The sequence below is a fragment of the Paenibacillus hodogayensis genome (assembly GCF_039536325.1).
Taxonomy (GTDB): Bacteria; Bacillota; Bacilli; order Paenibacillales; family NBRC-103111; genus Paenibacillus_AB; species Paenibacillus_AB hodogayensis.
Map to the genome: position 1 here is coordinate 105,514 of NZ_BAAAYO010000018.1, position 24,549 is coordinate 130,062.

The following is a 24,549-nucleotide window of genomic DNA, read 5'->3' on the forward strand; positions in this document are numbered from 1 at the left end:
GCCGAGCTATCCAAGCGAGCGGGCAGAACGCTTCATGACCCCTTGGACGAAAGACTGCAATTCGCCGATAAATACTTTTGCCGCCTGACCCATAAATTTATCCTTCCGATGAATAATGCAAATCTCTTGACTAAGCGAGGGATTCAGCAGCGTTACTGCCTTGATGCTGTCGCGGTTCAAATAGTCGAGTAGCAGCCGCGGTAAAATGGAAGCGCCGATTCCTTGCTCGACCAAGGAGAGAAGCGATGACAATGTGGTGGTGACGATCGGGTTGTAAATGGAAATGCCTTTTTCCTGACAGCGAGCATGAAACAGCTTCGTAATTTGATGCTCCGGACCGAACAAAACCAGCTTCAACTGCTGAAGCTGATCGAAGGCGATCGCCTTGGACTTTGCAAGAGGATGCTCCGCATGAATGGCCAGAGCAAACTCCTCGTGGAACAAGGGGATAACCGAGAGGCGATCATCCGGATTCGAAGGCGCGGTCGTTACGCCTATATCCCTTTTGCCGTCCATCACCTGCTCGTACACATCCATCGTTTCCGTTACGCTGATGGATAGATTAGGATGGGCGAGATGAAAATCGGTCACCAGCGCATCGAACAGCAAATCACCGTCCCCCGGGAGTATGGCGATGTCCAGCGTGCCGCCTTCCAAACGCTTCAGATCCGTTATCGCTCCCTTGATGTAGTCAATCCGTTCGAAAATGAGCTGACATTGCTCCAGCAAAAGCTTGCCCGCATCCGTCAGCGCGATTCGTTTCCCAATGCGATCGAACAATGGCAGCCCGAGTTCATTCTCCAAAAACTTGATCTGCTGGCTCAGGTTCGATTGCGTGGTATTGAGGTTCTCGGCTGCCCTCGAGAAATGCATCTCCTTGCAAACGGCCGCAAAATATTCAAGCTGGCGAAGCTCCATTTCTCCAATTCCCCCCACTCCATCATTACTGAAACCGATCGTTTGCATCGGATTTTCGTGATTGTTGCTCTCCGGTAAGAAAGATATATTTGGGATGTAAAGCGATAGTATACAACCATTTATCGGGAGGCGTATTCAAAATGACAGCACAATCGATTATTCATACGGGAAACGTACTGCGTCAGATCGTTATCGGGAACATTCAAGGCGTTTCGGAAGCGCAACTTGATGTACAGCCTGCTGGCTTTAATAATACCATTCGCTGGAACGTCGGTCACATCGTTTATTGGATGGACAAATATTCATCGCTTTCGTTCGGTTCTCCTTCCGCCATTCCGGCGTTTTATGAAGCGCTGTTTAGCTCCGGCACGAAACCCTCGGATTGGACGATCTCGCCGCCGACGAAGGAGGAGCTGGTTCAAAACTTATCCGCGCAGCTTTCCCGATTCGGCGAGCTTACGTCCGAAATGCTGGACAATCGCCTGGAAACGCCGTTTGTGATGGGGCCTTTTCAATTTGCTACCGCCGGAGAACTGTTCAACTTCGCGTTGATGCACGAAGCGATTCACCTTGGGGTTATATCGAGTCAGATCAAGCTGATCCCCTAAAAACTGGAGAATCTTCCGTTTGGGTAAGGCCTGACAATAGAAACTTTTACCATCCCCTCGCGTTTAATTCAAAAGAGAGGGGATGACCGGACTATGCGAAACAAATGGGTTGGCTATACGATCGTTTTTTCATTATGTATGAGCTTGTTGGCCCCTGACGCGCGCAGTCAGGCCGCAACTGCTAGCGTGAAGGTTACGCTCCCGGATTTTCAGGTGAGCCTGAACGGGCATACGGTGGACAATGAATACCGCGAATACCCGCTGCTTGTTTATAACGGTATCACCTATTTTCCGATGACATGGTTCGATAGCAGACTGCTCGGTTTGGAGTCGATCTGGTCCCCGGCTGAAGGCTTGTATATTAAGCAGAGCCCGGTAACCTCCTCCTATGTGGCAAACAAGTCGGAACGCCGCAATGCTGACGTCTACACGGCGGAGATTCCCTCCACGTCCGTCACGATCAACGGCAGTACGATCGACAATACCAAAGAAGAGCATCCTTTGTTAAACTTCCGCGATGTCACCTATTTCCCGCTGACATGGCGTTTCGCCCACGACCAATTCGGATGGGAATACGAGTGGGACAACTCGGCCGGGCTGACCATTCAGTCGCACAACCCGCAGCTTCTGACTCTCGACATGCCCGCAGATACGAGCGTGAACGACGTTGCTTTGTACAAGGGGTACTACTATTTCGCTGAAACGACCGGAATGACATACCGCGTGTATCGGGCGCCAATGCAGCAGCCTGGCGAAAATGAAGAGATTTATTCCTATAACCTGAGCAGCTGGTACGGGCAGCCGGGAGGTTTATCTTTTCAAATGCGTGACAACATGCTGTGTGGTTCACCTATCATATTGGGGGAGCCACAATGGGGCACGACGAGTATGTAAGAATCGGTGACGACGGAAAAGCGGAGCGGATGCATCTAGGGAAACTGAACTTCCGTGAAACCCCGTACGGCACTTTGATCATCGATTACGGCGTTCCCCCGCGCAGCGGCAACCTTTATTTGTCGCCTCCGGGACCGGAGAGTGCAAATCGCAAGCCCGTCGGCGATCCGGGTCTGATGTACGGCTGGCATGTCACATACGGCAACGGCTTCAGGGCTGGCGGCGACGGCTCCTCCCCTGCTGTTATCGGCGACGATGCTTATGTACTTGGCTCGCGTGGGCAAACCGATGCCAATAAAATTTACAAAATCAACCTCAAGACGGGTGAATCCGGCAAAGTCGTTGACGCCGAAGTAAACCATTTTCGCATTCTCGACAATACGCTTTATTATGTCAAAGATGCCGACAACGCGCTTTATGCTTCCGAGCTGGATGGAACGGGCGAAATACTGCTGTCAGACCTTGCCGTATCGTGGTTTGACAGTGCGGAGGGCAATGTATTTTACACAACCCCAAATGAAACGGGCCGATCCGAGCTGTATTGGGCCAATCCGAACGGAGAAGATGTGCTCGTATGGGGAACTCCGGTCGGCGGCGTTCAGGTGCTGCACGATCGGTTACTATGCCAGTTAGGCGAAAACGATCGCTACGGTGCTGTACTTCTGGATAGCTCAAGCGGCTTGCTGCTGGCAGTGGCCGATCCGATCTCGCGCATACTTACGTCCGACGAGGGGATTTTGCTGCGATCCGCCCGAGATTCCTCAGTTATGTTCATTCGCTACCGCGAATAGTTCCATTCACGCGTACTTACAAAAAAACGCCGGAGCTGAACTGCCGATCGCATCTAACGATCAAGGTACAGTTCAGCTCCGGCGGTTTTTGGCTTTTTAAAGCTACACTATCGCAGTTCGCGTCTCCAGTCGGCTAATGGAAGATGGGCAAGGCATCGAAACGCACGAAACTGCCAGTGGAAGACGGATGTCTCTCTTCCTTGACCACAATGGTCAAAACATGGACTCCCGGCTGCAAATCGCCGGTATCGTGGAGGATCACCTGGTACTGCGAGGTACCGGTCTTGTACGTATCGATGGTCCGTACCAATACTCCATTAAGATAAAGGTCTAACATGCCTCCGTTTGCCGACAGCATCCCGACCAGCTCGGCGCGCGTGCCATAAAACGGAATATCGGCGGAGGCGCCCGCTTGATTGGTCAGAAACAAACTTCCTCCCAAATAATTGGCCGACGTATACTTCGTCCAAACGCCCGAATACGCAACAACAGGGTCCGCATCGTCCAACAGGTCGAGATCGCGGCGGACGATCGTAATCGGCTTGGGCGCGGACACGTTGTCTCCGCTATCGACCGCGTACAAAGCGTAGTGTCCCGCTCCGAGTCCGTACGTGTCCAGCGTGACCGTGGCGCCAGCCGCCGCCATCGCTGCGGCGCCTCCGGGTGAGGCCGCCGCGGCGGCCAGCACGGCAGCCGATGTCCCGGTACCGGCAGGGACGAGGTACAGATGGCCGTTTTTCGAGGAAGCCGCCTGAACCGGATCGCCGATCGCCGCATACCGTATAGGCCCGCTCGTTATTTGCGGCGGCGACTTATCGATCAGCACCACGGTCGTTTCGGCGTTTTTCGCCTCCTCCACCTCGATCAGTGCGGACAAACCGCTTGCACCCGAACGAGAGGCCTTCACCCGATAAAACCCGATCGGCACGTTCGCGAGCAAAAACGCACCTGCTTCGTTCGTCACTGCTTCGGCGGGCGAGGATAGGCCGAGCAGTCGAAGCGAGGCGCCGGCTAATGGATTGCCGAACGGATCATACACCGCTCCGGTAACGGTGCCCGTGCGGGCAGCCTCCTTGTATGCCTTTTGAATGTCGATTTGGTACCGGGCCGCTTCGCCGTTTGGAACATAAACGTCCACCGCAACCGAATTATTTCCGGGATGAAGACCGATCGACGCCGGCGCGCCGGAGCCGTAGACGTGCCCGGCCACGCTCAGCACGGCATCGGGACGATACGTAACCGCGGTTATGCTTAGCTCTTCCACATCCTGATCAACTGCTACCCCATACGAGACTTGATCCGGAACAAACGCCGGATGCAAAACGCCCGGATAAACCGTCAAGCCGCTTAACGCCGCATTAGACGTTAGGACCTGCTCAATTACCGCATGACGATAACCCGCCGACTTTACGACGATCCAATAACGCCCCGGTGCTGCAAATGCGTCGGGCGCGATCGTCAGCCCTCCGGCGGCGAGCGAATAAGCCGAGGCCGGCAGCGGCAGCCCGTTTATGGTTACTCCGGTGATACCCGCCCGCCAACCCGGATCGTCCGTAAAAGCGAACGCCGCCGTTTGGCCGGTGTACACCGGATTTCCGGGGCCGTGCAGTACAGGCGGCTCGTTCAAATGCTGGGCCAGGAGCAACTGAATCAGGCCGAATCTGTAGCCGTAAGCGCCGGGAGCCCTCCCGTCGTTCGTCAGCTCCAGACTATGCGATCCGGGCGTCATGGAAATCGTGCCTAGCGATTCGAATTCCGTCCCGACGACGGAAGGCTGGCTGAAGAAATCGTAGCTTAGCTGCTCCACGCCGTCGATGCCGATGCGGTATTTGCCGAAGCCTCCGCCTTTATACGTTTTCAGCCCGACCTCGTAGGGAATCGTTTCCACCCCGGGTGTATCGAAGCCGAACCGAATGCGCTGTCCGGCTTCCGAAGCCTCGAAGCGAACCATATTGTATTGGGCAAAATACTGCGTCGCTGCGGTTTGCTCCAATATCGGCAAATCGAAGGCGTCGTACTGACGATAGAAGCGGGATTGTCCCGACATGATGACGGAGGCAGCAGCCGCTCCGCCGTTTGCGGTAGCTTCCGCCGTGATCGTCGCGGTCCCCTCCCCGACAGCCGTAACGTTGCCGGCCGCATCCACTTTCAATACGCCCGGGTTGCTGCTGGCAAACGAAATCTGCGCTCCGGGCAAAGCAATTGCGGTGCCGTCAAGGGCTGTGCCGCTTGCGGTTATGCGCACCGTCTCTCCTTGCAGCAAGTGCCGTTCGGGCATACCCAACGTGATCGTTCGCAGCGCTTTGTCATCTTCGGTCTCCACATTGGCGATAGAGAACGTGTGTGTGCCGTTCCATTCCTTCGTCGGAAAATACGCCATCTTGGAGGTGCCGTCGTCGTTCATATCAAACCCCGGATCGTAGTCGGCAAACTCGATCTCGGTTTTGCCCGCCGCCGCCCGAATCTCTTTGATCCGGTAACCGCCCGCGGAGCCGTCAGGATGGGTGACGATTACATAACGGTTGCGCAAAGCGGCCGCCTGCTCCGGAGCGATCGGCGTCTGCGTCGCAAATCCGTCGAACGCGTCGCCGCGGCCGATTCGCTTCACCGAGTCGATCGTCCCCGTCACCGGCCCGCTGCCGGTCAGTTCGCGGCTTCCTTTCTTCAGCAGCGTGCCGCCGACCAGCACCATCTTCGTAACGGCGCCGTTTACCATCCGGATCATCGCCATCTCGCCGCGCATCGTTACGTCACCGACGACAAGCGCCTCTTCCGGATGCCGCGGCGAGCTGAGAATGAGATCGGTCGTGTCCCCGTAGCTCACCTGCACGACTACCGCGCCTTCCGGCGCCGTATCCGGCTGGAGCCGATCCACCGCTTCGATAACCGGAACCCCCACCCCTTTGTAAGGCTCCATCGCCGTAACAAAGGTGCTCGTCAAATCGGCGCCTTCTCGTCGCAGCACCAGCTTGGGCATATCGTACTTGACCGCTTCATCGTTCGTATCCAGGGCTCTGCCGGACAACCGGGTCGAGCGAACCGAAGGCGAGCGCCCGAGAAACAACTCATTGTCCCCTTCTTCCAGTAATCCGGTTATGCGCATCTTCGCCTGTTCCCCGCCGCTGTCGTACGTAACCAGCGTTACGGTATACCGGTCGTCCTGCAGCTCCGCCCGCTGAACGTCTTTCACGTAAATATAACCGGGATAATGTCCCTCTGCCGTTCCGCTCTGCTGAAACGTCTCGGCTTCCCGCGCCTCCGTTCCCGGCGGCAGCAGGCGCGGTCCATACGGTTCAAGCGGCATATCGGTGCGGAATACCGCGTCCCGGTTGGCATCCCCCTGCAGCGTGTATTCGTGGCGGCTGCCGCCGTTCACGCGAAAAATATCAAGCACATACCCTTCGCCGTTTCCGTCGCCGAACGGTACGAACCACGGCTCCCTGCTGTACTCGCCGGTTTCCGGATAAGCATTTGTTTCGCTGGCGCGAATGGCCTGAAACGCTCCCCCGTTCGGAACGAACGCTTCGATTTTTCCGCCGTGCTTGGCTTCGCCGGCTGTCGTCATATTTTTGCCGTTTACGACAACCGTATTATGGCCAAGCGTAGATAATGTAAAATAGCGGTAATTCGTATACGTATACCCGAGATCCGGCAACAGCTCCTGCCCTTGCGCGTACAAGTTCAGATTGAGCGGATCGTAGTGCGTATGGCCGTACTTGGGACCGAACTGCAAGTAAAGCTGCGTCTGTTCCTCCCCCTCTCCCGACGCCAATTTGCCGATTCCGGCAGCCGGCAGCAGGAGCGAAGATGCATTCAGGTTCGGCGCTTCTACGCGCTGGTTCGCCCAAGTATCCTGAATCGGCAGGATGCTGCCGTTCGGGTATGCGAGCAGGCTCGGTATCTGTCTTGCTTTCTCCGTAATCGGATACTCGTCGGCCATATGCAAGTTGCCATACCGGTCGCCGGAACGCGGCGATTCGTAGCCGGGCGGATCGCTCCATCCTTCCAGCTGCCTGAGTGCGCCGACCAGCCCTTCCGTGGACTGGATATGGTAGGACAGCGTCACTTCGTTCCAAAATCCGTCCGACAAAAACTGTTTGTCTACGTATTCGCGAATCCATTCCACCGTTTTGTGTATGTAATCCGGCTCGCCGATCGCCTTGCCCGCTTCGATCAGCCCGCTCCAAGCACTCGCATTCATGTTGCCGAGCCGTTTCGTATAACCGAGCACGAAATCGACGGAAGGCGCGACCATTTCCTTCACCAGCTTAGCCTCGACATTTTCCCCGACCTCTTGACTGAGCACATCCAGCGCATCGGTTTTCCTGACCGTATCAAACGCGCGAAGCAGGGGCTGCAGGCTGGTCAAATCGGCAATATACCAGCGGTTCCACATGCCTCCCCAATAATTGAACGGAAATCCGGCCGTCCAACTGATCGGATACGTATGCCAGTTATAATCCGTAACCGGCACGTAGCCTTCATATCGCTCGGCGAACCGGTACAGCAGCCGGGCCGCTCCCAGCGGATCGATTTTGGAAACGTTCTCCATTTCCTGAATCACATAGTTTTTTTGCAAATACCACAGATGTGCGGAAAGGAAAAACTTTCTTCCCCCGCTATCCTCATAATACGGATATTCCACCGTCTGCCCTAGCTTGTTGACCGCGGTTTGCGTATGCTCCTCGGGAAACGCCGCATTCGGATATACGGTCCCCGTCTTTTTGGAGACGAGGCTTTTGCGATCGGAAGACAAGCTGTACAAATCATCCGGATTCAGCTCCGGCATCTCCGGCAGTCCGGTGAAACGGAAGCCGATTTTGTCCGGAATAAGCTCCAGCAACGTTTCTACCCGCTGCGACGCGGGTGCGGGCGTTACCGGGGTCCGGCTCGCGGACGGAAAGGCGGCCGCTCCGGCAAGACCCGCTCGGATGAGGTCATCCCGGTCAAAGCTGAACACTGCGAATAGCTCATCCGACGGCAGCCCTCCGTTGGCGAGCAGGCTCAGCTCGTAAAGCCCGTCCTCCAGCACAGCCGGATGCTCGAAGCTCAGCGTTGTCCGCCCTCCAGCCGCCGTCTTCGCCACCTGCTGCAGCTGCTCCCAGTTTCCCGTCGGCCCTTTCCAAGCCAGGGCATACGATGCAGGTTCTGGGTACGGCGTCTTGAAGCTCAGCTCCTTCCGCGCGAAATTCATGTAACGCAGCTCCGCTTCTTCCGGCGTCCATTCCTCTCCCGCCGGCGGTCGTTCTAAGTATACGCTGCCGAGCCGGCCTTGATCGACCGTATTAACCGGCACGGTTACCGCCCCGCTGCCCGTATCCCAGAAACTTGAGGTCCGTACCGGCACCCACGAGGAAAGCGATCTCGTATTCAGACGATGCAGATGCATGACGTTCATTCGCCATTCGTCTCCCGAAGCGGGGGCCGCCGTGCCGAACGCGCTCCACGGAATGGCCGCTTCAAACCGAAACTGTCCGCCGGACTCCGACGTTTCGACGGAGAACGACGTAATTTGAACGCGATTGCGGTTGCTTTCGTCGCCAAGCAAGTCCGGGTTCCAATCCGTATTCATCGGTTTCTCCGGCGGAGATACAGGGATCGTCGCCACATAATGGCGATCCCCGTGCGTATCTGGGCTGACGATAATATCGACCTCCGCGAGCGCTTCTTTCTCCGCTTGCGCGAACGATGCCGCCACGTACAGCATCGTATTGTCGTAGCCGATTCGATAGTTTGGGCTGTCGACTGCGGCCTCGTTCACGTAGGCCGTCCGGAAATCATCCAGTGTCGCTGCCTGTCCCCAGACCGCTTCGTCGGGGAAACCGTCTATGACGGGAGTCTGGCTCCACTTCGGAATAACCGTCCACTTGTTCGCATACATCCGAACAGACTCTCCTTCCTCCGATACGCCGCTTCCCTCTTGCGCGCCGGCAGATCCGACGGCCGGACAGAGAGCGGCAAGCAACGAGACGATCGCTAACATGGAACTCGCCTTCCTCATGGTTCGCACCTCCTTCATTCTGTTCCTAGGTCCGCCTTCTTGCGCCCGTCAGGTTAGATCCGCACGGCCGGTTACTTCGCCTTCTCCTGCTGGATCACCTTCAACGCCTCTTCCTCCATCATCCGGAGCGCAGAGTTCAGATCGGCCTTGCCAGCCACGTATTCGTTTGCATACTTCTCGTTAATCGTTAAGATCTTCGGCTCGAAAGGCGCTTTTTCCGGAAACGGAGCGAACTTGTCGTGGATGATCGCCGACCAGTTTTTATCCTTCGGGGTCGCCTCCGAACCGAAGTTTTTCAGAATGGCGTCCGTCTGCTTCGATACGAGCTTGCCGCGTCTCGACACCTCGCCCATATACTCGTCGGACAATAAGTAAGCGATTACATCCATAGCCGCCTCCTTGTTCCGTGAGATCGCCGGAACGGCCCACAGCGTCGCATTCATTGGCGTTCCCACACCGGCGAGACCGGGGAACGACGGCATCGACACCATATCCCAGTCCATCTTCTCCAGATTGGAGCCTGCTAGCGTTGCGGTGTTGGAATTAAAGATCATCATTCCGACAGTGCCCGCGTAAAAGGCGTTGTTCCCCTGCGTAAACGTTTGTCCCGCCGCCTGGTACGCCTGGGTCAGGACCGGCTCGCCGAAGATCGTCTGGAAGAAGGTCCGCCACCGTTCATCCTTGTTCATCGTTGGCGAGCCGTTTTTCGGATCGACGAACGGTAAGCCCATTTGGTTCCAATTGAGCAGCAGCTGGGTATGGACGCTCAGGCCGATATAGGACTTGTCGCCCTCCACACGGGTCAGTTTTTTGGCTAGTTCCATCATCTCCTGCCACGTCATGCCGTTTTTCGGATAAGGCACCCCGAAGCGGTCGAACACCGTTTTGTTGTAAAACACGACCAGGTTGTTTCCGTTACCTGGAAGCGCATACATTTTGCCGTCGGAAAGCTTCCTAACATAATCGACAAGTCCTTTTTCATAGTCGGCCGGATTGATATTGTATGTTTTGATCAGATCGGTCATATCGTATTGCAGCCTGTTGGCGATATATTCCTCCGCAAAGCCGCCGGCGCTTTTTCCATACAGATCGATCGGCGTTCCGTTCGTGAGCAGCTCCGGGATGGAGTTTCCTTTCGTGGACTGGTTAATATGTCGTATCGTGTAGTTCGGAAACTTCTTGCCGAGTCTTTCGATGAACGCTTCGTTAAAATCCGCGTCGGGCGTAACCACTACGAGCTCCACAGGCCCTTTCGTCTCCGGCTTGGCCGGATTGCCCGCGGGGGCGTTATCCCCCGCGTTCGTACCCGCTCCCTCTTTCGATCCGCATGCGGCTGCGGTCAGCAGCGACAGAACACACAACGACGTTTTCCATTTGTTGCTCATTTGTCCCTATCTCCCCTTCTCATCTGGCTTGCTTTACAAAATCTTCGCGGTTTTGGGCACTTCGATCATATGGCCGCACTCGTGCGAACGGTATATGCTCTCTACTACGGCAATGACGCCGCGGGCATAATCCAGCGAGCATTCCGGCTCGCGGCCGGAGCGGATCGCCTCCAGAAAATCTGCGTACTGCCGCGCGAACAGCAGCTCGCCCGAATCGACCTCCACCCGTTCGTAGCTTCCTCCTCGGCTGACCGAAAGCGCGCCGCCGCCCTCCACCCGGATCATGCCGCCGGTGAAAATCAGCTCCAGCTCATTGCGAGGCGCTCCTTTATAACCGGATTGCGAGATCATGATCGGCACACCTTCTTCGTTCTCCGAGTACACTAGCCCGCTGCCCTCGACATCTCCGCGATTGCCGTAAAACGTAAGAGACGCCTTCACCTTGTTTATTGACCGGTCCGTAATCCATTGAATGCGATCGATCGAATGCGAGCCGAGATTCATCATTCTTCCGCCGCCCGCCAGTTCTTTCCGAAAAAACCAATCCGGCCGGTCAGCCGAGAAATAGTCGCCGTGCCGTGTATCATTGATCATAACAAGCTTGCCCAGCGATCCGTTGCGCACGAGCTCTCTGGCGGTACGATTCGCCGCCATGTAGTGTTGGGTGTGGCCGACCATCGCCATGACCCCGCTCCGGCGCACGGCGGCGCTGATTTCGTCGCATTCGTTCAGACTGATCGCCATCGGCTTCTCGATCATCAGATGGCAGCCGTGCTCGGCGCAAAAAACCGCCGCCTCCCGATGCAAATAATGCGGAAGCGCGATAATCGCCGCGTCCGGCTTTTCCTCGCGGATCATCTCCCGGTAATCGGCGTAGCAGTTCAGCCGGTCCGTTTGACCGAGTTCCCGCGCCCGCTCCTCGTTTACATCCGCAATCGCAACGAGCGCAAACTCAGGAATCGCTCGAACCCCGCTGAGATGGCTGTTGGCGATTCGCCCCGCGCCGATGACCGCTGTCCGGTACCCCATTGTTCCACTTCCTTAGATTCCGTCTGTAGTGCTCGTATTCGTGTCGAAGCTTATCGATTCCAATCTGGCGCATAGCTCCTCCTCGTCGATCAGATCGGCCCAGTACGCCTTGATCGGATTAAATAAAATCCGTAAAGCCGCCGCCGGCACATTCAGATCGCGATGCGTGCGGAGCGAAAACATCATGTCGCGAAACATCGGATACCTCTCCGGTCGGCGAATCGCATCGTCCGTCACCCGCACCGGCAGCGAACGGCTGCTCGGAATACTCATCGTGTGTTTCTGGATAAACCGCTGCGCGATCGGGGAGGTGAAGAAGCCGGCCAGCAAGCGCGCTTCTTCCGGATAACGGGTTTCCGTGCTTACGCCCACGCCAAGACAAATCGACAACGTCCTGGGCGAGCCGATAAAAGGAACCGGCGCGATATCGTAGTCCAGCTCCGTCCGTTTCCAGCGGTTCAAGCCGAGATATGTCGTCAAAATCATCGAAATTTTGCCTTCCGCAAACATTTGGCTGATATCGTAATTATCCTGGGACAAATATAGCGGAAACGCCTTCCGGTTCTGAATCAGATTTCGGCACAGCCGGAGTCCTTCCAACAGCGGCGTGCCACGAATCGGCTTCAGCCTCGCGCCGTCCCAGTCGAATCGTCCTCCTCCAAGCAATAAAAACAGCGGCCATCGATTCAGATCCGGCACATGAAAACAAAATCCGTAACGGCCTTTCACCTCGGACAGCTTCTCCGCGCTTTCGGCCAAATCGTCCCACGTCCAACTGCCATCGGGGATATATAACCCGCATTCGCGAAAATGCGTCTTGTTGTAGCAAAGAACTACCGGCGAAAACACGATCGGCTGCAAGTACAGCCGGTCCCGCAGCATGAACTGTCCGAACAGTCCCGGATAAAGGTCCGGCGGCGGCTCAAGCGGCTCCAATGCCGGGGGCGCCCCCGTTTCTATCCAACTTTGAAACTGAAAATTGTCCATAGTGATCACATCCCCGTCCATCGATTGGGCCGAGGTGATCTTGTAGTCTACTTGGATCCACGGATACTGCTTATGAAACTCGTCCAGCAGCCTCGGAAGCTCCAGATTGCGCACCGTCACGTCATTGCAGGAAATCGTCAACGAAACAGGCTCCCTTTTTGTTCTCTTGATGCGCACCCTGTTTCCTACCCGCGGAATTTTCTCGATTAACTCTTCCTCCACCAGCTGTTCCAGCCCTTTTCGAACCGAAACGTTGCCTAGCCCGAAGCGCGCCGCCAGAAGCTTCTCCGACGGCAAACATTCACCGGCCGCATAACGGCCTCTGACGATTTCACTGCGCAGTGTATTAACCATATCCTCCAGCTGCTTCTGGAATTGCTCGCTCGTCGGTCTGCCTTTCATCGCCCAACTCTCCAATACATCAATAGAATGGTGAATCTTTTATTTTCACTTTACCATATTTCTTTCTCCTTTCTGGTTTTTATTTTTATAAACCAATTATTGAATTCATTGGAAAAAACCCGGGTTTATTTAGTTATATAACGGTAAAACCTCATTGTCAATCCATTATAAAAACCACATAAAATATTTATTGAAACCTGATTCTGTCTAACAATAGGTCCCTGTCGATAAGTCCTTGCGATGGCGAAGGCTGCTGGCAGTTCATTGCGGTTAAAAAAAAGCAAAGCCGCCGGAATTGATCCCGCAGCCCTGCTTCTATGGTCCGGTGATTTGCAAACACGTTAAGCCGCCACGTCTCTTCGCGTAAACATTAACCAGGAGATTAGATTAAAGGCAATAAAGTAAAAAGCAAGCACTCCGATAGAGAATGAAAGCGTCATTCCGTCCTGATAAGGTCTCCCGCTCAAATATGGGGTAAGATCGGTGTTCGCAAATAATAGGTATCTGCTCCAATCGAACCGGTGCAGCGCCTCCAGTAAAATATTGCCTGCAAACAAGGTGGCGATGGAGAAGCCGATGGCCATGGTGCTGCTGCGGAAAGACGACGAGATCATAAAGGCCATAGTAACGTACAGGATCGTGGAAATCCCGTTTAGCAGATACGTTTTCCACAGGTTGAGGAGCATATTCTTCTCGACGATGAACCCGTCATTCGTCACTTCGATCAAAGGCAGATCCAGATGTCCGAAGCCGTATAAGATACCGTTCACCGTGAAGGAAACGACAAACAGTGTGAGCAGCAAAAGCAAACCGAACATCAACGAAGTGGTATATTTGGCTATGAGAATTTTGAGGCGATTGGCCGGCCGGATGAGCAGCAGCTTGATCGTACCGGACGAGAATTCTCCCGCCAGACTGTCTCCCGCAATAATGATGGTGAACACGGTAATGACGAGCACCAGAGCGGCCGAACCGTTTACGCCATCCCACATCGTCCCTTCTGTTGTATGTATATTTCGCTCCAGATGATAATCGATGACGGCGATCTGTTGCAGGTTGTAGGTGCGGCTCTCTTCAGCCAGTTCAGGCTTCTTCAGAGTCTCGAGCCGGTGCTCCTTTTCTTGCTGCAGTTCCGCTCGCCATCCTTCGCCCTGCGACTTTTTCCCTTCGGAGTGCCATTCCATGATATTTACAAAAAGCACCAAGGCGATCATAAATCCGAGCAGAATCCACGTTCGCACCCGTCGATAAATCTTCATGTTTTCATTGCGCACAAGATTAAACAATCTGTCTCCCCCCTGTTATTTCCAGAAAACGATCTTCCAGCGATTGACGAACCATCTGAACGCCATAGATCCGAATTTGGCGCTGCATTAGCTGGTTAAGAATTTCGGGAATTCGCTCCCTTTCGGTCGCGAGCTCGATTTGTCCCTCTTCGATCAGCTTGGCCGTCTGGATTCCATCCATAGATCTCAACGCTTCAAGCGCCAGCTCCGCCGGCTGCGCTTCGATCCGATACGTCAGAGCCTGGTCGGTTCCCTGGGTGAAATGCTGAATCGGCTTCACATCCACCAGCCGGCCTTGCTGGAGAATAGCGATCCGGTCGCACATCAGTTCCATCTCGGACAAGAGATGACTGGAGACGATAACCGTGATGCCTTCCGTGCGGGTCAACTGCCGCAAATAATCGCGCAGCTCGCGAATCCCTGCCGGGTCCAGACCATTCGTCGGCTCGTCCAGAATCAGCAGGGACGGCCGATGCAGCAGCGCCTGAGCGACTCCGAGACGCTGGCGCATGCCGAGCGAGTACTTTTTCACTTTGTCGTGAATTCGGCTCTCCAGCTTGACCAGCTTAACCACTTCGTCGATCCTTTCTTTAGTCACACCCGGCACCATACGGGCGTAATGAACGAGATTCAGATAGCCGCTCAAATACTTGTACATTTCCGGATTTTCAACGATGGCTCCGACGTGACGGATCGCTTGCTCGAATTCGGTTTTGATGTTTTTCCCTTTGATCAGGATCTGCCCCTTGGTGGTCGACATCAGTCCGACGATCATGCGGATGGTCGTTGTTTTACCGGCCCCGTTCGGGCCAAGGAAACCGAAGATTTCGCCTTGCGGCACGTCAAACGTAAGACCGTCGACAATTGTCGTTCGGCCGATCCGTTTCGTCACGTTTTGCAAACTGATGATAGGTTCGCTATTCATACACGGCCTCTCTCCTTTACCTAGTGCTCGTTCCTTACTAATAGCAGTTTGAATTTATCACAATATTTATCGTTTTACAATATATAATTATCGTTATAAATGATAAAATGGATTCAAAACGGTGTAGCCCGATAGCCTCGGGAATGTCGCAATAAAAAAACCGCGAATTTTCGCGGCTTTTGACATCCTCAAAATTTTTCATCATTCTTGTTTCCTCAGTAAACCAAAATGTCCTTATCCAGAACAGATTTGTTTTGCACGGGGTTCCCCAGAAGATATAGCAGTTTCAACTTAGGCAAATTCACTAAAGGCTCTACGTCAGAAATGGCGTTATTCTCCAAATGAAGCTCCTCCAGCTGCTGCCAGTTTTTCAGAAACTGTAACGATTGAAGGGAGCTGTCCTGCAATGTAAAGGAACGCAAGGCCGTCACATTGGCAAAGTAAGGCATCACCTGATCCATTTCTTTCAGATTATCGCCATTCCCTATTCGAAAAGAGGGATGGTTCAAAGTTAAATGCTCCAGCGTGTTATTCGCAAACGGACTCTGACTATTCAGTTGGAACCAGCATTTATTACAGTCGATCGTCGTTACATGCTGCAAATTGAATAAGGCATCCGCTCCGTTGAAAAAAGCCGTCTCATTTAAAATCAGCGTGCGAAGACTTGGCAGCTGATTTAATGATTTAATCCCTCTAAAGCTTCCATACTCCATCAATGTAAGCTGCTCGAGCTGCGGATATTTCACCAGATTTGCCCCGTCCATATCGCCCCCGCGAATGTAAACCTTCAAAGCTTTTAAAGCGGGTGCCTCCAATTTGGGCAGAAAAGCGTCTTTTAGTTCGGCCTGCTTCAAATTCGGTAAAAACAGCGCCGGTATCGACCCGTAATAACCGGATATCGTTAATTCAGTTAGGGACGTCAGGCTATTGATAAACTCGATAGATCCGATTTGACTTCCGGCGAATACATGCAGCTTGGTCAAAGATGTTTTATTTCTAAGGCGTTCCAAGTTCGTAACGCCGACCTGATCCATGTCGAGCGATTGCAAGTTGGGCATATTTTGAATAAAATCAATCGTTTTTAAGTTTTTTACAAAAGCTAGCTTCAACGCTTGCAATTGACTCAGCGAATACAAAGAGCTGAAATCTGTCGCTTCGCTATAATGAACTGCCAATGATTCCAGACCGGTTAAGGATGACAGCCACCTTAGGTCATTGATGCGAGTGATGGACAATGACTTTAAAGGAAGCTGGTTCAGCAGTTGAAAGTCTGTTACCGATTCGTCGACATAACTGATTTCCAGCGAGCGCAGCTTCGGAAACTCGAGTAAAAAAGCCAGCTCCGCATTGCTTCGAATTTGTATGGAAAGCTCATCTATTTTAGTTTTATCGCCAAAATAATCGGCAATCTTTCGAAAAGATTCGTTAAAGCCGCCCGTATAGCTTTTTAATCCTTGCATATGCCGAAAGCTCACTTTTTCACTTTGGGAAATCTGGTATTCGCCCATCAGGTTTAACACGGTAAGTCCGCGAAACACCTCGAAATCTTTTTGTTCGATTCTTTGCGTATTCAATACTTTATCCATAATGACATAGTCGGAAATGACAGCTTGCTTATTCGTAAACGGATCGTCAAAGCTATAAGCAAAATGCCACTGATTATCTTCGTAGCGGGTGGACAAATAACGGATTTTAGCGATTTCCTCTTCTGTCGGTGCCGCTGTCCCTTTATGTAAAATATCTCTTAAAAAGAAAAGGAGGACTTCGCTTTCAGGGACTGTGCGGACAGTCGCTTTTACATTGCTGCTGTGTTCCGATGGATTACTGTTCACAAGAAAATACACAGCTATAAAACAAATGAGTACGAATGGCACAAGGAATAGCTTCTTATAATTCGCCTTTGGTTGTGCCGTTGTTTTGACAGGAGCTGACCCGTAATAATTATTAATGATTACGTTATTCTCCTTTAGCAATAATTCCGTTTGGCAATATGGACACTTGAATGCTCGCCCCTCTTTATATTCGATGTTGCCATTGCAATTCGGACAAGTTAATTTAATAAAATCCAATGGTCATCCTCCTAGCTAAACTTGGCTGCTTCTTCAATACATAAATATACCAGCAAATCCCTGAACTACAACCCTTTATTGTACAAAATGAGGCCCTTTACCTACTCTGAAACGACAAAAAAAGAGCTGCCCTTACGGCAGCTCCACGATCGTTCACGGCTATAACATGTTCGACGTTCATTCCTGACCCGGCGGGTTCAATCTTCCACCATCAAGCGCCTGAACGCAACCTGATTATGCATAGCTCTCCAAAAAAGGCTCCAGCACAGTTAGCGCCTCTTGCTGCTGCGTGCTGCCAATCCCATAAAAAAAACCGTGCTCCGCTTCCGGAAACAACACCGCCTCCGAACGTTTGGACAACCGCCGAAGCTCCTCGCTCATTCCATAAATAAAGGAATGCGGGAAAAACTTCTCCTTGCCTGCAAGAATAAACAGAAAGTCGGCTGCCTCCCCTTCCACATACGCGCTCGGAGAAGCTTTCCGAAATAACGCACTTTCTTCCTCGTATGTGACGCCGAGCATATTCTCAATATCGCGTTTGATGCCTTCGTGCATAGGTTCCCACTTCTCCAATGTGGCCGGCCCATTGATGGAAACGCAAGCGATTGGCCGGAGCCACGGTTCGTTCCATTCCATTCCCGGATTAAATACAGCCGGGTCGGTCAATGCGAGTAAGGAAGCCAGATGCGCGCCTGCAGAGCTTCCGAGCACGATCACCCGCTCGATCCCCAGCTCCCGCTCCCTGATATAAGCGAGAAACCGATCATAGCCGGTAGCGACATCTTCCATCTGCTCCGTGAAATGAACAGTCGGCGCAAGCCGGTAACCTGCCGAGGCGCACACATACCCTTTGCGGGAAAAATAGTACAAGTGCCGGTGAAAGCCGTCCCGCGCTCCCGCTCTCCAGCCGCCGCCATGAATGTAGAAGAGGGCTACCCTCTTGGTAACAGTCGTCGGACAAACGATATCGACAGCTCGTTTCAATATAATTTCCTCATCGTAATAGCGGGTAATCAGTTCCATTCTGCCATTCCTCCTGGCTCCTTCACGCGATCAGATCAAACCGTTCAGTTCCGGCAAAACGAAATGCTGAACAAATTGCTTCAGGTCGACATAAGGCCGAATATCGTTAACGTCGGCGATCGTATAAACGAGTGGGGAGTAGATCTCATAGCTTTCACCGTTTGCAGGCGATTTCCCGCAAGGCCACATGTCCACTGTTACACTCGACGCGGATGAAGCCGCTTTCAGAGCGCTGGTGATAATGGCAAATTCCGTAGTGCGAAACAGATTCCCGTGTCCGTAATGCTCGAATTCGAAAGATTGCCCGCTCGTTTGCAGCGTAATCGCGGTGTATGGGGTACGCCCGATTGTCTTTTGACGAAGCATCCAGCACACGACTACCCATTCCCCCGATACGACCGAAATATCGAACTGCTCCGTAATGCGGCGTGTCGCGACCGTCCCTATCACAGGCGGTATAGCAGGCGCCCCTTGGCTCCAAACTGGTTTTTGTAACAGTTGCGGATCGAAGCGGTCGCTCCGGAAGTACGGTGTCGTCGCACTATTGTTTAATAGTTTCTCGGTATTGTTAGTCCCCGGCATCACAAATTCCATCTTATTCGTTTGCTGCGGCCAATAAGGATCGCTGCATCTGCCGTTGAGCGATTGACTGAGCAGAACCCGGTGTGTGGTTTGCGGTCGGGTCATATAGTTTTCACCGATATCGAAAGGTCCATTGTGGCGATTCACGTAAATAATGGCCTCGCCCGTATTCGCTTCGAAATAATTGTTTTTGATCGTCAGCCCTCGCTGGCCGCCCGAAATCCGTATAGGGTCTCTTTGCCCTTCCAAAACGTTACGGCAAATCGATATGTTGTGTCCCGAAATGTGGATGCCGCCCGTACCTGCGTTTTTCCCATTGTTTCCGCCTTCGTTATAATCGTAGACAAAGCCGTTCCATGCCGTTGCATCTATCGTCCGGGCAATAAAGTCATTGTGCATAGTCGTACAACTCTGAATCCGAATGACGCCCATCGCTGCAAAACTGGTACCGCTGGAAGCGGAGCTCGCGTATAACTCGAACGCTTTCCCGAATTTTCCGACCGATACGTGCTCGAAGACGAACTCTCTTCGGAACTGCCCTTCCCCGCCCACATCGAAACCAAAGCAGCGTTCCGCCTTCAAGCTCTGTGAACCTGACGCTTTCTTTACATTCGTAACGAAAGTCAAGCGATTTGCCGCAAATCCGTTCAAATTGTACGCATGGGACAACCAGACGCAATCCCCGGTATGATCGGCCAATATCGTAGAGGGAACGGTATGGTCGAAGCTGTACTCCCCTTCTCTGTGCAGATGGTGGATACTCCGTTTCCCCGTACCCGATAACATCACATTCCGGTGTTTGACGATCAGCTTCGATGTAGTTCGGTAAGTTCCGTCAGGGAAAAATACGATTCCGCCTTCCGGCATATGATCCATAGCTGCTTGTATCGCTGCGGTGTCATCGGCCAATCCGTCGCCGGCGGCGCCGAACCATTTCACATTTACGCCGCGGCCTTCATGAATACGTTTGAACCGGGCGCCGTATGCCGTAACGATGACGGTTCCCGTATTGTCCGGCGTGGTCGTGTCGAGCGGATCGTAGCGAAAGATGCCTTCTTTGCCTTCATCCGTTACGACATACAGATCGACTGTCGGCGCAGCGGCCATCAAGCGCATATCCGCTATCGCAATCGTCTGTAGACATGATTCATCCAGCATCGTAGTAAGCATGGGAGGGACGAGTTGTTGAATCATTGGCGGCACGTTTTCCTCGACTACTTGCTCGGCGACGCTCCGAATTCCATTCGCATTACCGCCCTTGTTTTCGAAGCCCACTCCATATACCGAAGCGGACACATTCCCTTCCGGGTCCAGTGCCCGGGCATGAAGCAAGCCTCCTACGGCAAACGACGCTCCGGCCGCCCCCATGGAAACAAGCAGCTTTCTCCGGCTTATCGAGTCTGACGGGTTTGGATGTTCTTGGGTCATAGGTTTTTCCTCCCTAAAATAACTTTGCATCATAAGCGTCCGTCATTTTTAATGGCCCAAACCGTCACTTGCTCTTCTCCGCTGCAACCAACTTGTTGATCTCTTCCTCCGCTTGCGCAAGCGCGGTATTCTCGTCTATCGTACCGTTTACATACTCTCTGAATTTGTTCACGAGGACGCCCTCCGCCTTCCCTCGATATGGCGAAGCGACCGGGTACTCAACAGGAATGCTTTTAAAAATGCTTGGCAAACGTTTGCTTTTCAAGTCGGGATTGTCGGCGCCGAGCGCTTGCTTCACTTGATCGCTCTTCAGAGGCGACAGTCTTCCTTTTCGGGACAATGCGAGCTGCACTTCCTCCGAAGTGATCAGTTCGATCGCTTTTACCGCTTCATCCCGGTGTTTGCCCGTTTTGGTCGCAAGCATGACGTATACGCTGGCATTGCCATACGTATTCGGCTTTTCCGTATAGCTCGGATACTGTGCAATATCCCAGTTTAATCCATCTTTTCCGGCAGCCGATAGTTGAGTCAATAGGTTTAAATCCAGCAGCACGGCTAAAGTTTTGCTTTTCATGAACTGATCTTTCGGTGAAGGAGTTATGAGGCCGTTGCCGGGAATATCATAAATCGATTTCGCCAGCTTGAACACTCTGCTCCATTTGTCGTTATTGACGCTCGCTTTATCCGTTTTCGGATCGATCGCGGCGATGGATAACGGCTGAGACATCCATATAACGGTATTTCCCGGATCTAGTCCACGGAACCCCGTCCCCCCTTCCATCCGGGTCACTTTCTTGGCCAAATCAATGAGCTGTTCCCAGCTCATCCCATCCGTCGGATACGCCGCCCCGAATTTATCGAATATGTCTTTGTTGTAGTACATCGCGTGGTAATTCACGTTAATGGGCAATCCATACATTTCGCCTTTATCCGATGCGTTCTTCACATCGCTGATGTAACCGGGCTCGAAACGGTTGAGGTCGATATTGGCTGTTCGGAACAGCGACGTCATATCGGAGACGAGTTCTTTTTCTTTATACGAAGCCAAATTGCCGTTAAAGGTTACGATGAGATCCGGTATCGTTCCGGAAGCAAGCAGCGCATCAAGCGACGTACCGGCGCTCTCCGGATTATAATTCAACGTAATATGCGGGTATTTCTTTTCCAAAAACGACTGGACGACATTTTTAAACTCCTCATCCAAAACCGTACTGGCGCCTTGGCTTGCCACCTGCAGCGTTACCGGGTTTGCTTTAGCCGGCGGAGGTTTTGGCTGTTCGCCTTGCGCTCCTTGCTCGGACGGCGTCCGGCTGCAGCCGGTAAATAGGATTACGCCAATACTGAGCAGGGACAGGAAACTTCTAGTTCTCATATGCTCACCCTCTCCAATTGTACTTTCCAACCGCCTTATGAGGCGGCTCAACTTTCATTCAATATGAATGTTTACGATGCGGGCATGATTGAACCCGTTCGTTTCGATTACTTCCAACCGCAAGCAGGAAACGCTGTTAATCGGTATGTCGAACTTCGCCTGGCGCATATAATTGTCGCGGACGTGGACGATCTCCGTAACCTCGCCGCTAATTTCCGCCAGTATTCGAAATTGCTTGATTGTTTCCGGCTGAGGCCCCCATATCATTTTGCTTTGCTGCGCTTTTTGATGCGTTAGCGACAAGTGACGATGCAGCCCCGTGTCCAGCACGATGGTGATGGCGCGAATGTCGATCGGCTCATCCCAGCGCAGCTCCAACCAAGGCGCCTTGTCGGACGGCTCCGACATCCAGCGGTGCGTACCGGGCTCGGTTAAATCCGGTCGTACACCAAGCGGCCCCGACACCGTCCTGGTATGACCGTCGATGACTTGCGCCGCACGGCCGATTTCTTGCTCGGAGGAGGCCGTTATTCGGGCTTCCGCCGCCCGATTGCCGTCCGCAAGCAGCCGTCCCGGCAAATACGCTCCTTGCCGGAGCAGCTGCTGCTGAGCTTTGGCGATAAGCTGCTTGTCGCACCAAGCGTCCGCCAGCGGTTTTCCCGATTTCAATACAACAGCGGCGAACGTGCCGAGCCCTTCTCCCGCCACCGCGCAAGTAGCCATCACCCTCGTGCTGGAAAATGCAATGTGCGTAGCCGACATGTTGCGCCCGGCGAACATCAGGTTTGCGATATTTTCGCTAATGAGCGAGCGCAGCGGGATGCCGTACATGTGAGGCGTGTAAGGCTGTGCGCACGGCTTCTCCTCTTTGGCGTCGATGCCGGCCGGGGGGTGCGTATCCATCGACCAGCCGCCGTAAGCGATTACATCTTCGAAATCGACCGCCTGCTCCAAATCGTTCTGGGTGAGCACATGTTTCCCGATAAACCGGCGCGATTCCCGTTTGCCAGGCAAAAATCCGAACCAATCGAGCGCCCAATTCATCGATTCGGGATGATTCCCGCTGTTCTTAATGTGATCCCAAACCCCCATCATAATCGCCAACAGCTCATCCCGGATCGTTTCGTTGTCTTTGATCGTATCCATCGTGCCGCCAAACTCAATCCACCAGAATCCGTATTCCCACGAGTTATGCCCGCGGAAACGCAAATCGTCCTCGCTGAATGTGCGTGCCCATGCGGGCTTTACAAACGGCATCGGCTTCCCCTCGTCCCGTGCCGTGAATAGAAGAGAGGAACCAAGGCGGTATGCATCGCTCAGAGCGACTGCCGCGGATTCTCCATACTCCCCGGCCGCTTCCCTCCCAGTCGTGAACGACGCACCCGCCTCGTACCCCAGCCTTCCGTCACCCGTGCAGTCGACGAAAATGTCAGCTGTAATTTCAAAGCGGTCCTCTGTGCTCTCCCGGTTGGCGTATGCTGCCATAATACGGTTCCCTTCTTTCCGCACGCCAACGACCGCCGTATTGAGCATTAGCGTCAGTAAAGGTTCGTCCATACATTTTTCGTGCAAAATCAGATCGAGCATCGAAGCACTTCGCTGAGGGTTGCGTACTGCGCATTCCAGCATGATTTCTTCGATGATTCCGCTCTCCCTCGCCTCCGTTTGCAGCTCCTTTCCACGTGGAGACGAGCCGGATACGTGCATTCGAACCTCTGACGAAGCGTTTCCTCCCAATACCGATCGGTCTTGACAAAGGATCACTCTAGCTCCGTTGCGTGCCGCTGCAAGCGCGGCCGATACTCCGGCAAGCCCCCCTCCCGCGACGAATAGTTGCGTGTTCAGAATCGTTCTTTTGCGCTCCTCTTGATCAAGTTGCATAATTTCCTCCGCGAAATTTAATAGGTATGGTTTCTGACTTCATACTAAATCAGCCGTTTTCCTTTTAAAATGCCAGGATTTTAATTAAAATGTATACATAATTTAATTGCGCACACTTTTTGCGGCAGAGGAGGGAAAACCAGTGGATGACTTCCTGTTGAGCGATTGCGTGCCCCGCTCAATTTACTCGATGTACTGGGAGCGCAAAGACAAATTTTTGTTTTATGAAGATACGTACAAGGAATGGACCGTTTTTGCCGTGGAAAGCGGTTCGTTTTATTACGAACTGGGCGGGGACAAAGGAGTCGCAACGTTCGGCGATCTTCTCATTTGTCCTCCGAAAACGCCGTTTCGCCGTGTCGTCGTGGAGCCGCTCACCTTTTTCGTATTGCGATTGCACTGGTATAACCGGGAAGGAACCCGGATTGAACCGACCGAAAGCCGGGAATTTTTTACGGGCAAAATTAATATACAAAATACGAGCCGCCTTGCCGCCAACTTTAAGATGATGAAACAATCCGAGACGTTCGAAGGCGAGCGAAGACTGCATCGCATCGGTCATTACTTGCAGGACATCTGGCTGCTGTATTGCGGGGAATCCGGAGAAGAGACTGTCGCGGATAACCAGTCCAAGCCAAATAAGCCCGAGCCGCTCATGCTCAAGGCTTCCTCGCTCATCCATAAACACGCGTTCCAGACGATTGATCTGAAACAAATTGCCGCTATGCTCGGCTTAAGCCCTGCCCGATTCAGCCAGAAATTCAAGGCAGACTTCGGCATAACGCCGATTCAGCATCTCACCTCCATTCGTCTGGAAAAGGCGAAGCGGCTTCTGCTGGAAACCACGTTGACGCTGGAGCAAATTTCGGAAAGCGTCGGCTACCAGAACGGTTACTATTTGAACCGGATTTTTATGAAGCATATGAACGTTACTCCGGCGAAATATAGAAAGGCGCACACCGTCTAAG

Annotated in this window: 16 protein-coding genes; 4 read left to right on the forward strand and 12 right to left on the reverse strand. The window is 53.1% G+C overall.

The features are described from left to right. Positions 1-6: 6 nt before the first annotated feature. Positions 7-918, reverse strand: coding sequence for a LysR family transcriptional regulator (locus ABD796_RS31845; protein WP_344916105.1), 912 nt, complete (start codon positions 916-918; stop codon positions 7-9). Between the two features lie 140 nt (positions 919-1,058). Between ABD796_RS31845 and ABD796_RS31850 the strand changes: the two genes are divergently transcribed. From ABD796_RS31850 to ABD796_RS31860, 3 genes are all read left to right on the forward strand, one after another. Further along, a complete protein-coding gene (locus ABD796_RS31850; RefSeq protein ID WP_344916107.1) occupies positions 1,059-1,526 on the forward strand; it encodes a DinB family protein in 468 nt (155 codons plus the stop codon). A 93-nt stretch (positions 1,527-1,619) separates the two neighbouring features. Then, positions 1,620-2,420 carry a hypothetical protein gene (locus ABD796_RS31855; protein WP_344916109.1) on the forward strand — a complete coding sequence of 267 codons (801 nt, stop codon included), beginning with the start codon at positions 1,620-1,622 and terminating at the stop codon, positions 2,418-2,420. Then, a complete protein-coding gene (locus ABD796_RS31860; RefSeq protein WP_344916111.1) occupies positions 2,399-3,211 on the forward strand; it encodes a DUF5050 domain-containing protein in 813 nt (270 codons plus the stop codon). The genes ABD796_RS31855 and ABD796_RS31860 overlap by 22 nt, the downstream gene beginning before the upstream one ends. Before the next feature lie 133 nt (positions 3,212-3,344). On the opposite strand, the gene ABD796_RS31865 is transcribed toward ABD796_RS31860, so the two are convergent. The 11 genes from ABD796_RS31865 to ABD796_RS31915 form a co-directional block, all read right to left on the reverse strand. Further along, positions 3,345-9,212 carry a hemoblobin-interacting domain-containing protein gene (locus tag ABD796_RS31865; protein ID WP_344916113.1) on the reverse strand — a complete coding sequence of 1,956 codons (5,868 nt, stop codon included), beginning with the start codon at positions 9,210-9,212 and terminating at the stop codon, positions 3,345-3,347. Positions 9,213-9,283: 71 nt separating this feature from the next. After that, positions 9,284-10,597 carry an ABC transporter substrate-binding protein gene (locus tag ABD796_RS31870; protein WP_344916115.1) on the reverse strand — a complete coding sequence of 438 codons (1,314 nt, stop codon included), beginning with the start codon at positions 10,595-10,597 and terminating at the stop codon, positions 9,284-9,286. Positions 10,598-10,630: 33 nt separating this feature from the next. Then, positions 10,631-11,626, reverse strand: coding sequence for a Gfo/Idh/MocA family protein (locus ABD796_RS31875; protein WP_344916117.1), 996 nt, complete (start codon positions 11,624-11,626; stop codon positions 10,631-10,633). A gap of 12 nt (positions 11,627-11,638) precedes the next feature. Further along, on the reverse strand, positions 11,639-13,015 hold the full coding sequence (locus ABD796_RS31880; RefSeq protein WP_344916119.1) for an extracellular solute-binding protein: 1,377 nt from the start codon (positions 13,013-13,015) through the stop codon (positions 11,639-11,641). A 341-nt stretch (positions 13,016-13,356) separates the two neighbouring features. Beyond that, positions 13,357-14,301 (reverse strand): ABC transporter permease, encoded by a 945-nt coding sequence (locus ABD796_RS31885; protein ID WP_344916121.1) that lies wholly within the window; start codon positions 14,299-14,301, stop codon positions 13,357-13,359. Next, entirely contained in the window at positions 14,294-15,226 is a 933-nt protein-coding gene (locus tag ABD796_RS31890) for an ABC transporter ATP-binding protein (protein WP_344916123.1), read from the reverse strand. The genes ABD796_RS31885 and ABD796_RS31890 overlap by 8 nt, the downstream gene beginning before the upstream one ends. 215 nt (positions 15,227-15,441) lie before the next feature. Continuing rightward, positions 15,442-17,295 carry a leucine-rich repeat domain-containing protein gene (locus ABD796_RS31895; protein ID WP_344916125.1) on the reverse strand — a complete coding sequence of 618 codons (1,854 nt, stop codon included), beginning with the start codon at positions 17,293-17,295 and terminating at the stop codon, positions 15,442-15,444. A gap of 234 nt (positions 17,296-17,529) precedes the next feature. Next, the gene (locus ABD796_RS31900) at positions 17,530-18,318 is read right to left on the reverse strand and encodes an alpha/beta hydrolase (protein ID WP_344916127.1); all 789 of its coding nucleotides are present in this window, start codon (positions 18,316-18,318) and stop codon (positions 17,530-17,532) included. A gap of 30 nt (positions 18,319-18,348) precedes the next feature. Beyond that, complete coding sequence (locus tag ABD796_RS31905) at positions 18,349-20,328, reverse strand: glycosyl hydrolase family 28-related protein (protein ID WP_344916129.1); 1,980 nt, start codon at positions 20,326-20,328, stop codon at positions 18,349-18,351. A gap of 64 nt (positions 20,329-20,392) precedes the next feature. Continuing rightward, positions 20,393-21,700: an ABC transporter substrate-binding protein gene (locus tag ABD796_RS31910; RefSeq protein ID WP_344916131.1), complete on the reverse strand. Its 1,308-nt coding sequence runs from the start codon at positions 21,698-21,700 to the stop codon at positions 20,393-20,395. Between the two features lie 54 nt (positions 21,701-21,754). Beyond that, entirely contained in the window at positions 21,755-23,581 is a 1,827-nt protein-coding gene (locus ABD796_RS31915; RefSeq protein WP_344916133.1) for an FAD-dependent oxidoreductase, read from the reverse strand. 142 nt (positions 23,582-23,723) lie between these two features. Between ABD796_RS31915 and ABD796_RS31920 the strand changes: the two genes are divergently transcribed. Further along, positions 23,724-24,548, forward strand: a complete 825-nt coding sequence (locus ABD796_RS31920) for a helix-turn-helix domain-containing protein (RefSeq protein ID WP_344916135.1) — start codon at positions 23,724-23,726, stop codon at positions 24,546-24,548. Position 24,549 lies beyond the last annotated feature (1 nt).

What these genes read in the sequence shown, in the direction of transcription:
- ABD796_RS31845 (WP_344916105.1), bottom strand. Translation starts at nt 918, where the DNA reads ATGGAGCTTCGCCAGCTTGAATATTTTGCGGCCGTTTGCAAGGAGATG.
- ABD796_RS31850 (WP_344916107.1), top strand. Translation starts at nt 1,059, where the DNA reads ATGACAGCACAATCGATTATTCATACGGGAAACGTACTGCGTCAGATC.
- ABD796_RS31855 (WP_344916109.1), top strand. Translation starts at nt 1,620, where the DNA reads ATGCGAAACAAATGGGTTGGCTATACGATCGTTTTTTCATTATGTATG.
- ABD796_RS31860 (WP_344916111.1), top strand. Translation starts at nt 2,399, where the DNA reads ATGGGGCACGACGAGTATGTAAGAATCGGTGACGACGGAAAAGCGGAG.
- ABD796_RS31865 (WP_344916113.1), bottom strand. Translation starts at nt 9,212, where the DNA reads ATGAGGAAGGCGAGTTCCATGTTAGCGATCGTCTCGTTGCTTGCCGCT.
- ABD796_RS31870 (WP_344916115.1), bottom strand. Translation starts at nt 10,597, where the DNA reads ATGAGCAACAAATGGAAAACGTCGTTGTGTGTTCTGTCGCTGCTGACC.
- ABD796_RS31875 (WP_344916117.1), bottom strand. Translation starts at nt 11,626, where the DNA reads ATGGGGTACCGGACAGCGGTCATCGGCGCGGGGCGAATCGCCAACAGC.
- ABD796_RS31880 (WP_344916119.1), bottom strand. Translation starts at nt 13,015, where the DNA reads ATGAAAGGCAGACCGACGAGCGAGCAATTCCAGAAGCAGCTGGAGGAT.
- ABD796_RS31890 (WP_344916123.1), bottom strand. Translation starts at nt 15,226, where the DNA reads ATGAATAGCGAACCTATCATCAGTTTGCAAAACGTGACGAAACGGATC.
- ABD796_RS31900 (WP_344916127.1), bottom strand. Translation starts at nt 18,318, where the DNA reads ATGGAACTGATTACCCGCTATTACGATGAGGAAATTATATTGAAACGA.
- ABD796_RS31905 (WP_344916129.1), bottom strand. Translation starts at nt 20,328, where the DNA reads ATGACCCAAGAACATCCAAACCCGTCAGACTCGATAAGCCGGAGAAAG.
- ABD796_RS31910 (WP_344916131.1), bottom strand. Translation starts at nt 21,700, where the DNA reads ATGAGAACTAGAAGTTTCCTGTCCCTGCTCAGTATTGGCGTAATCCTA.
- ABD796_RS31915 (WP_344916133.1), bottom strand. Translation starts at nt 23,581, where the DNA reads ATGCAACTTGATCAAGAGGAGCGCAAAAGAACGATTCTGAACACGCAA.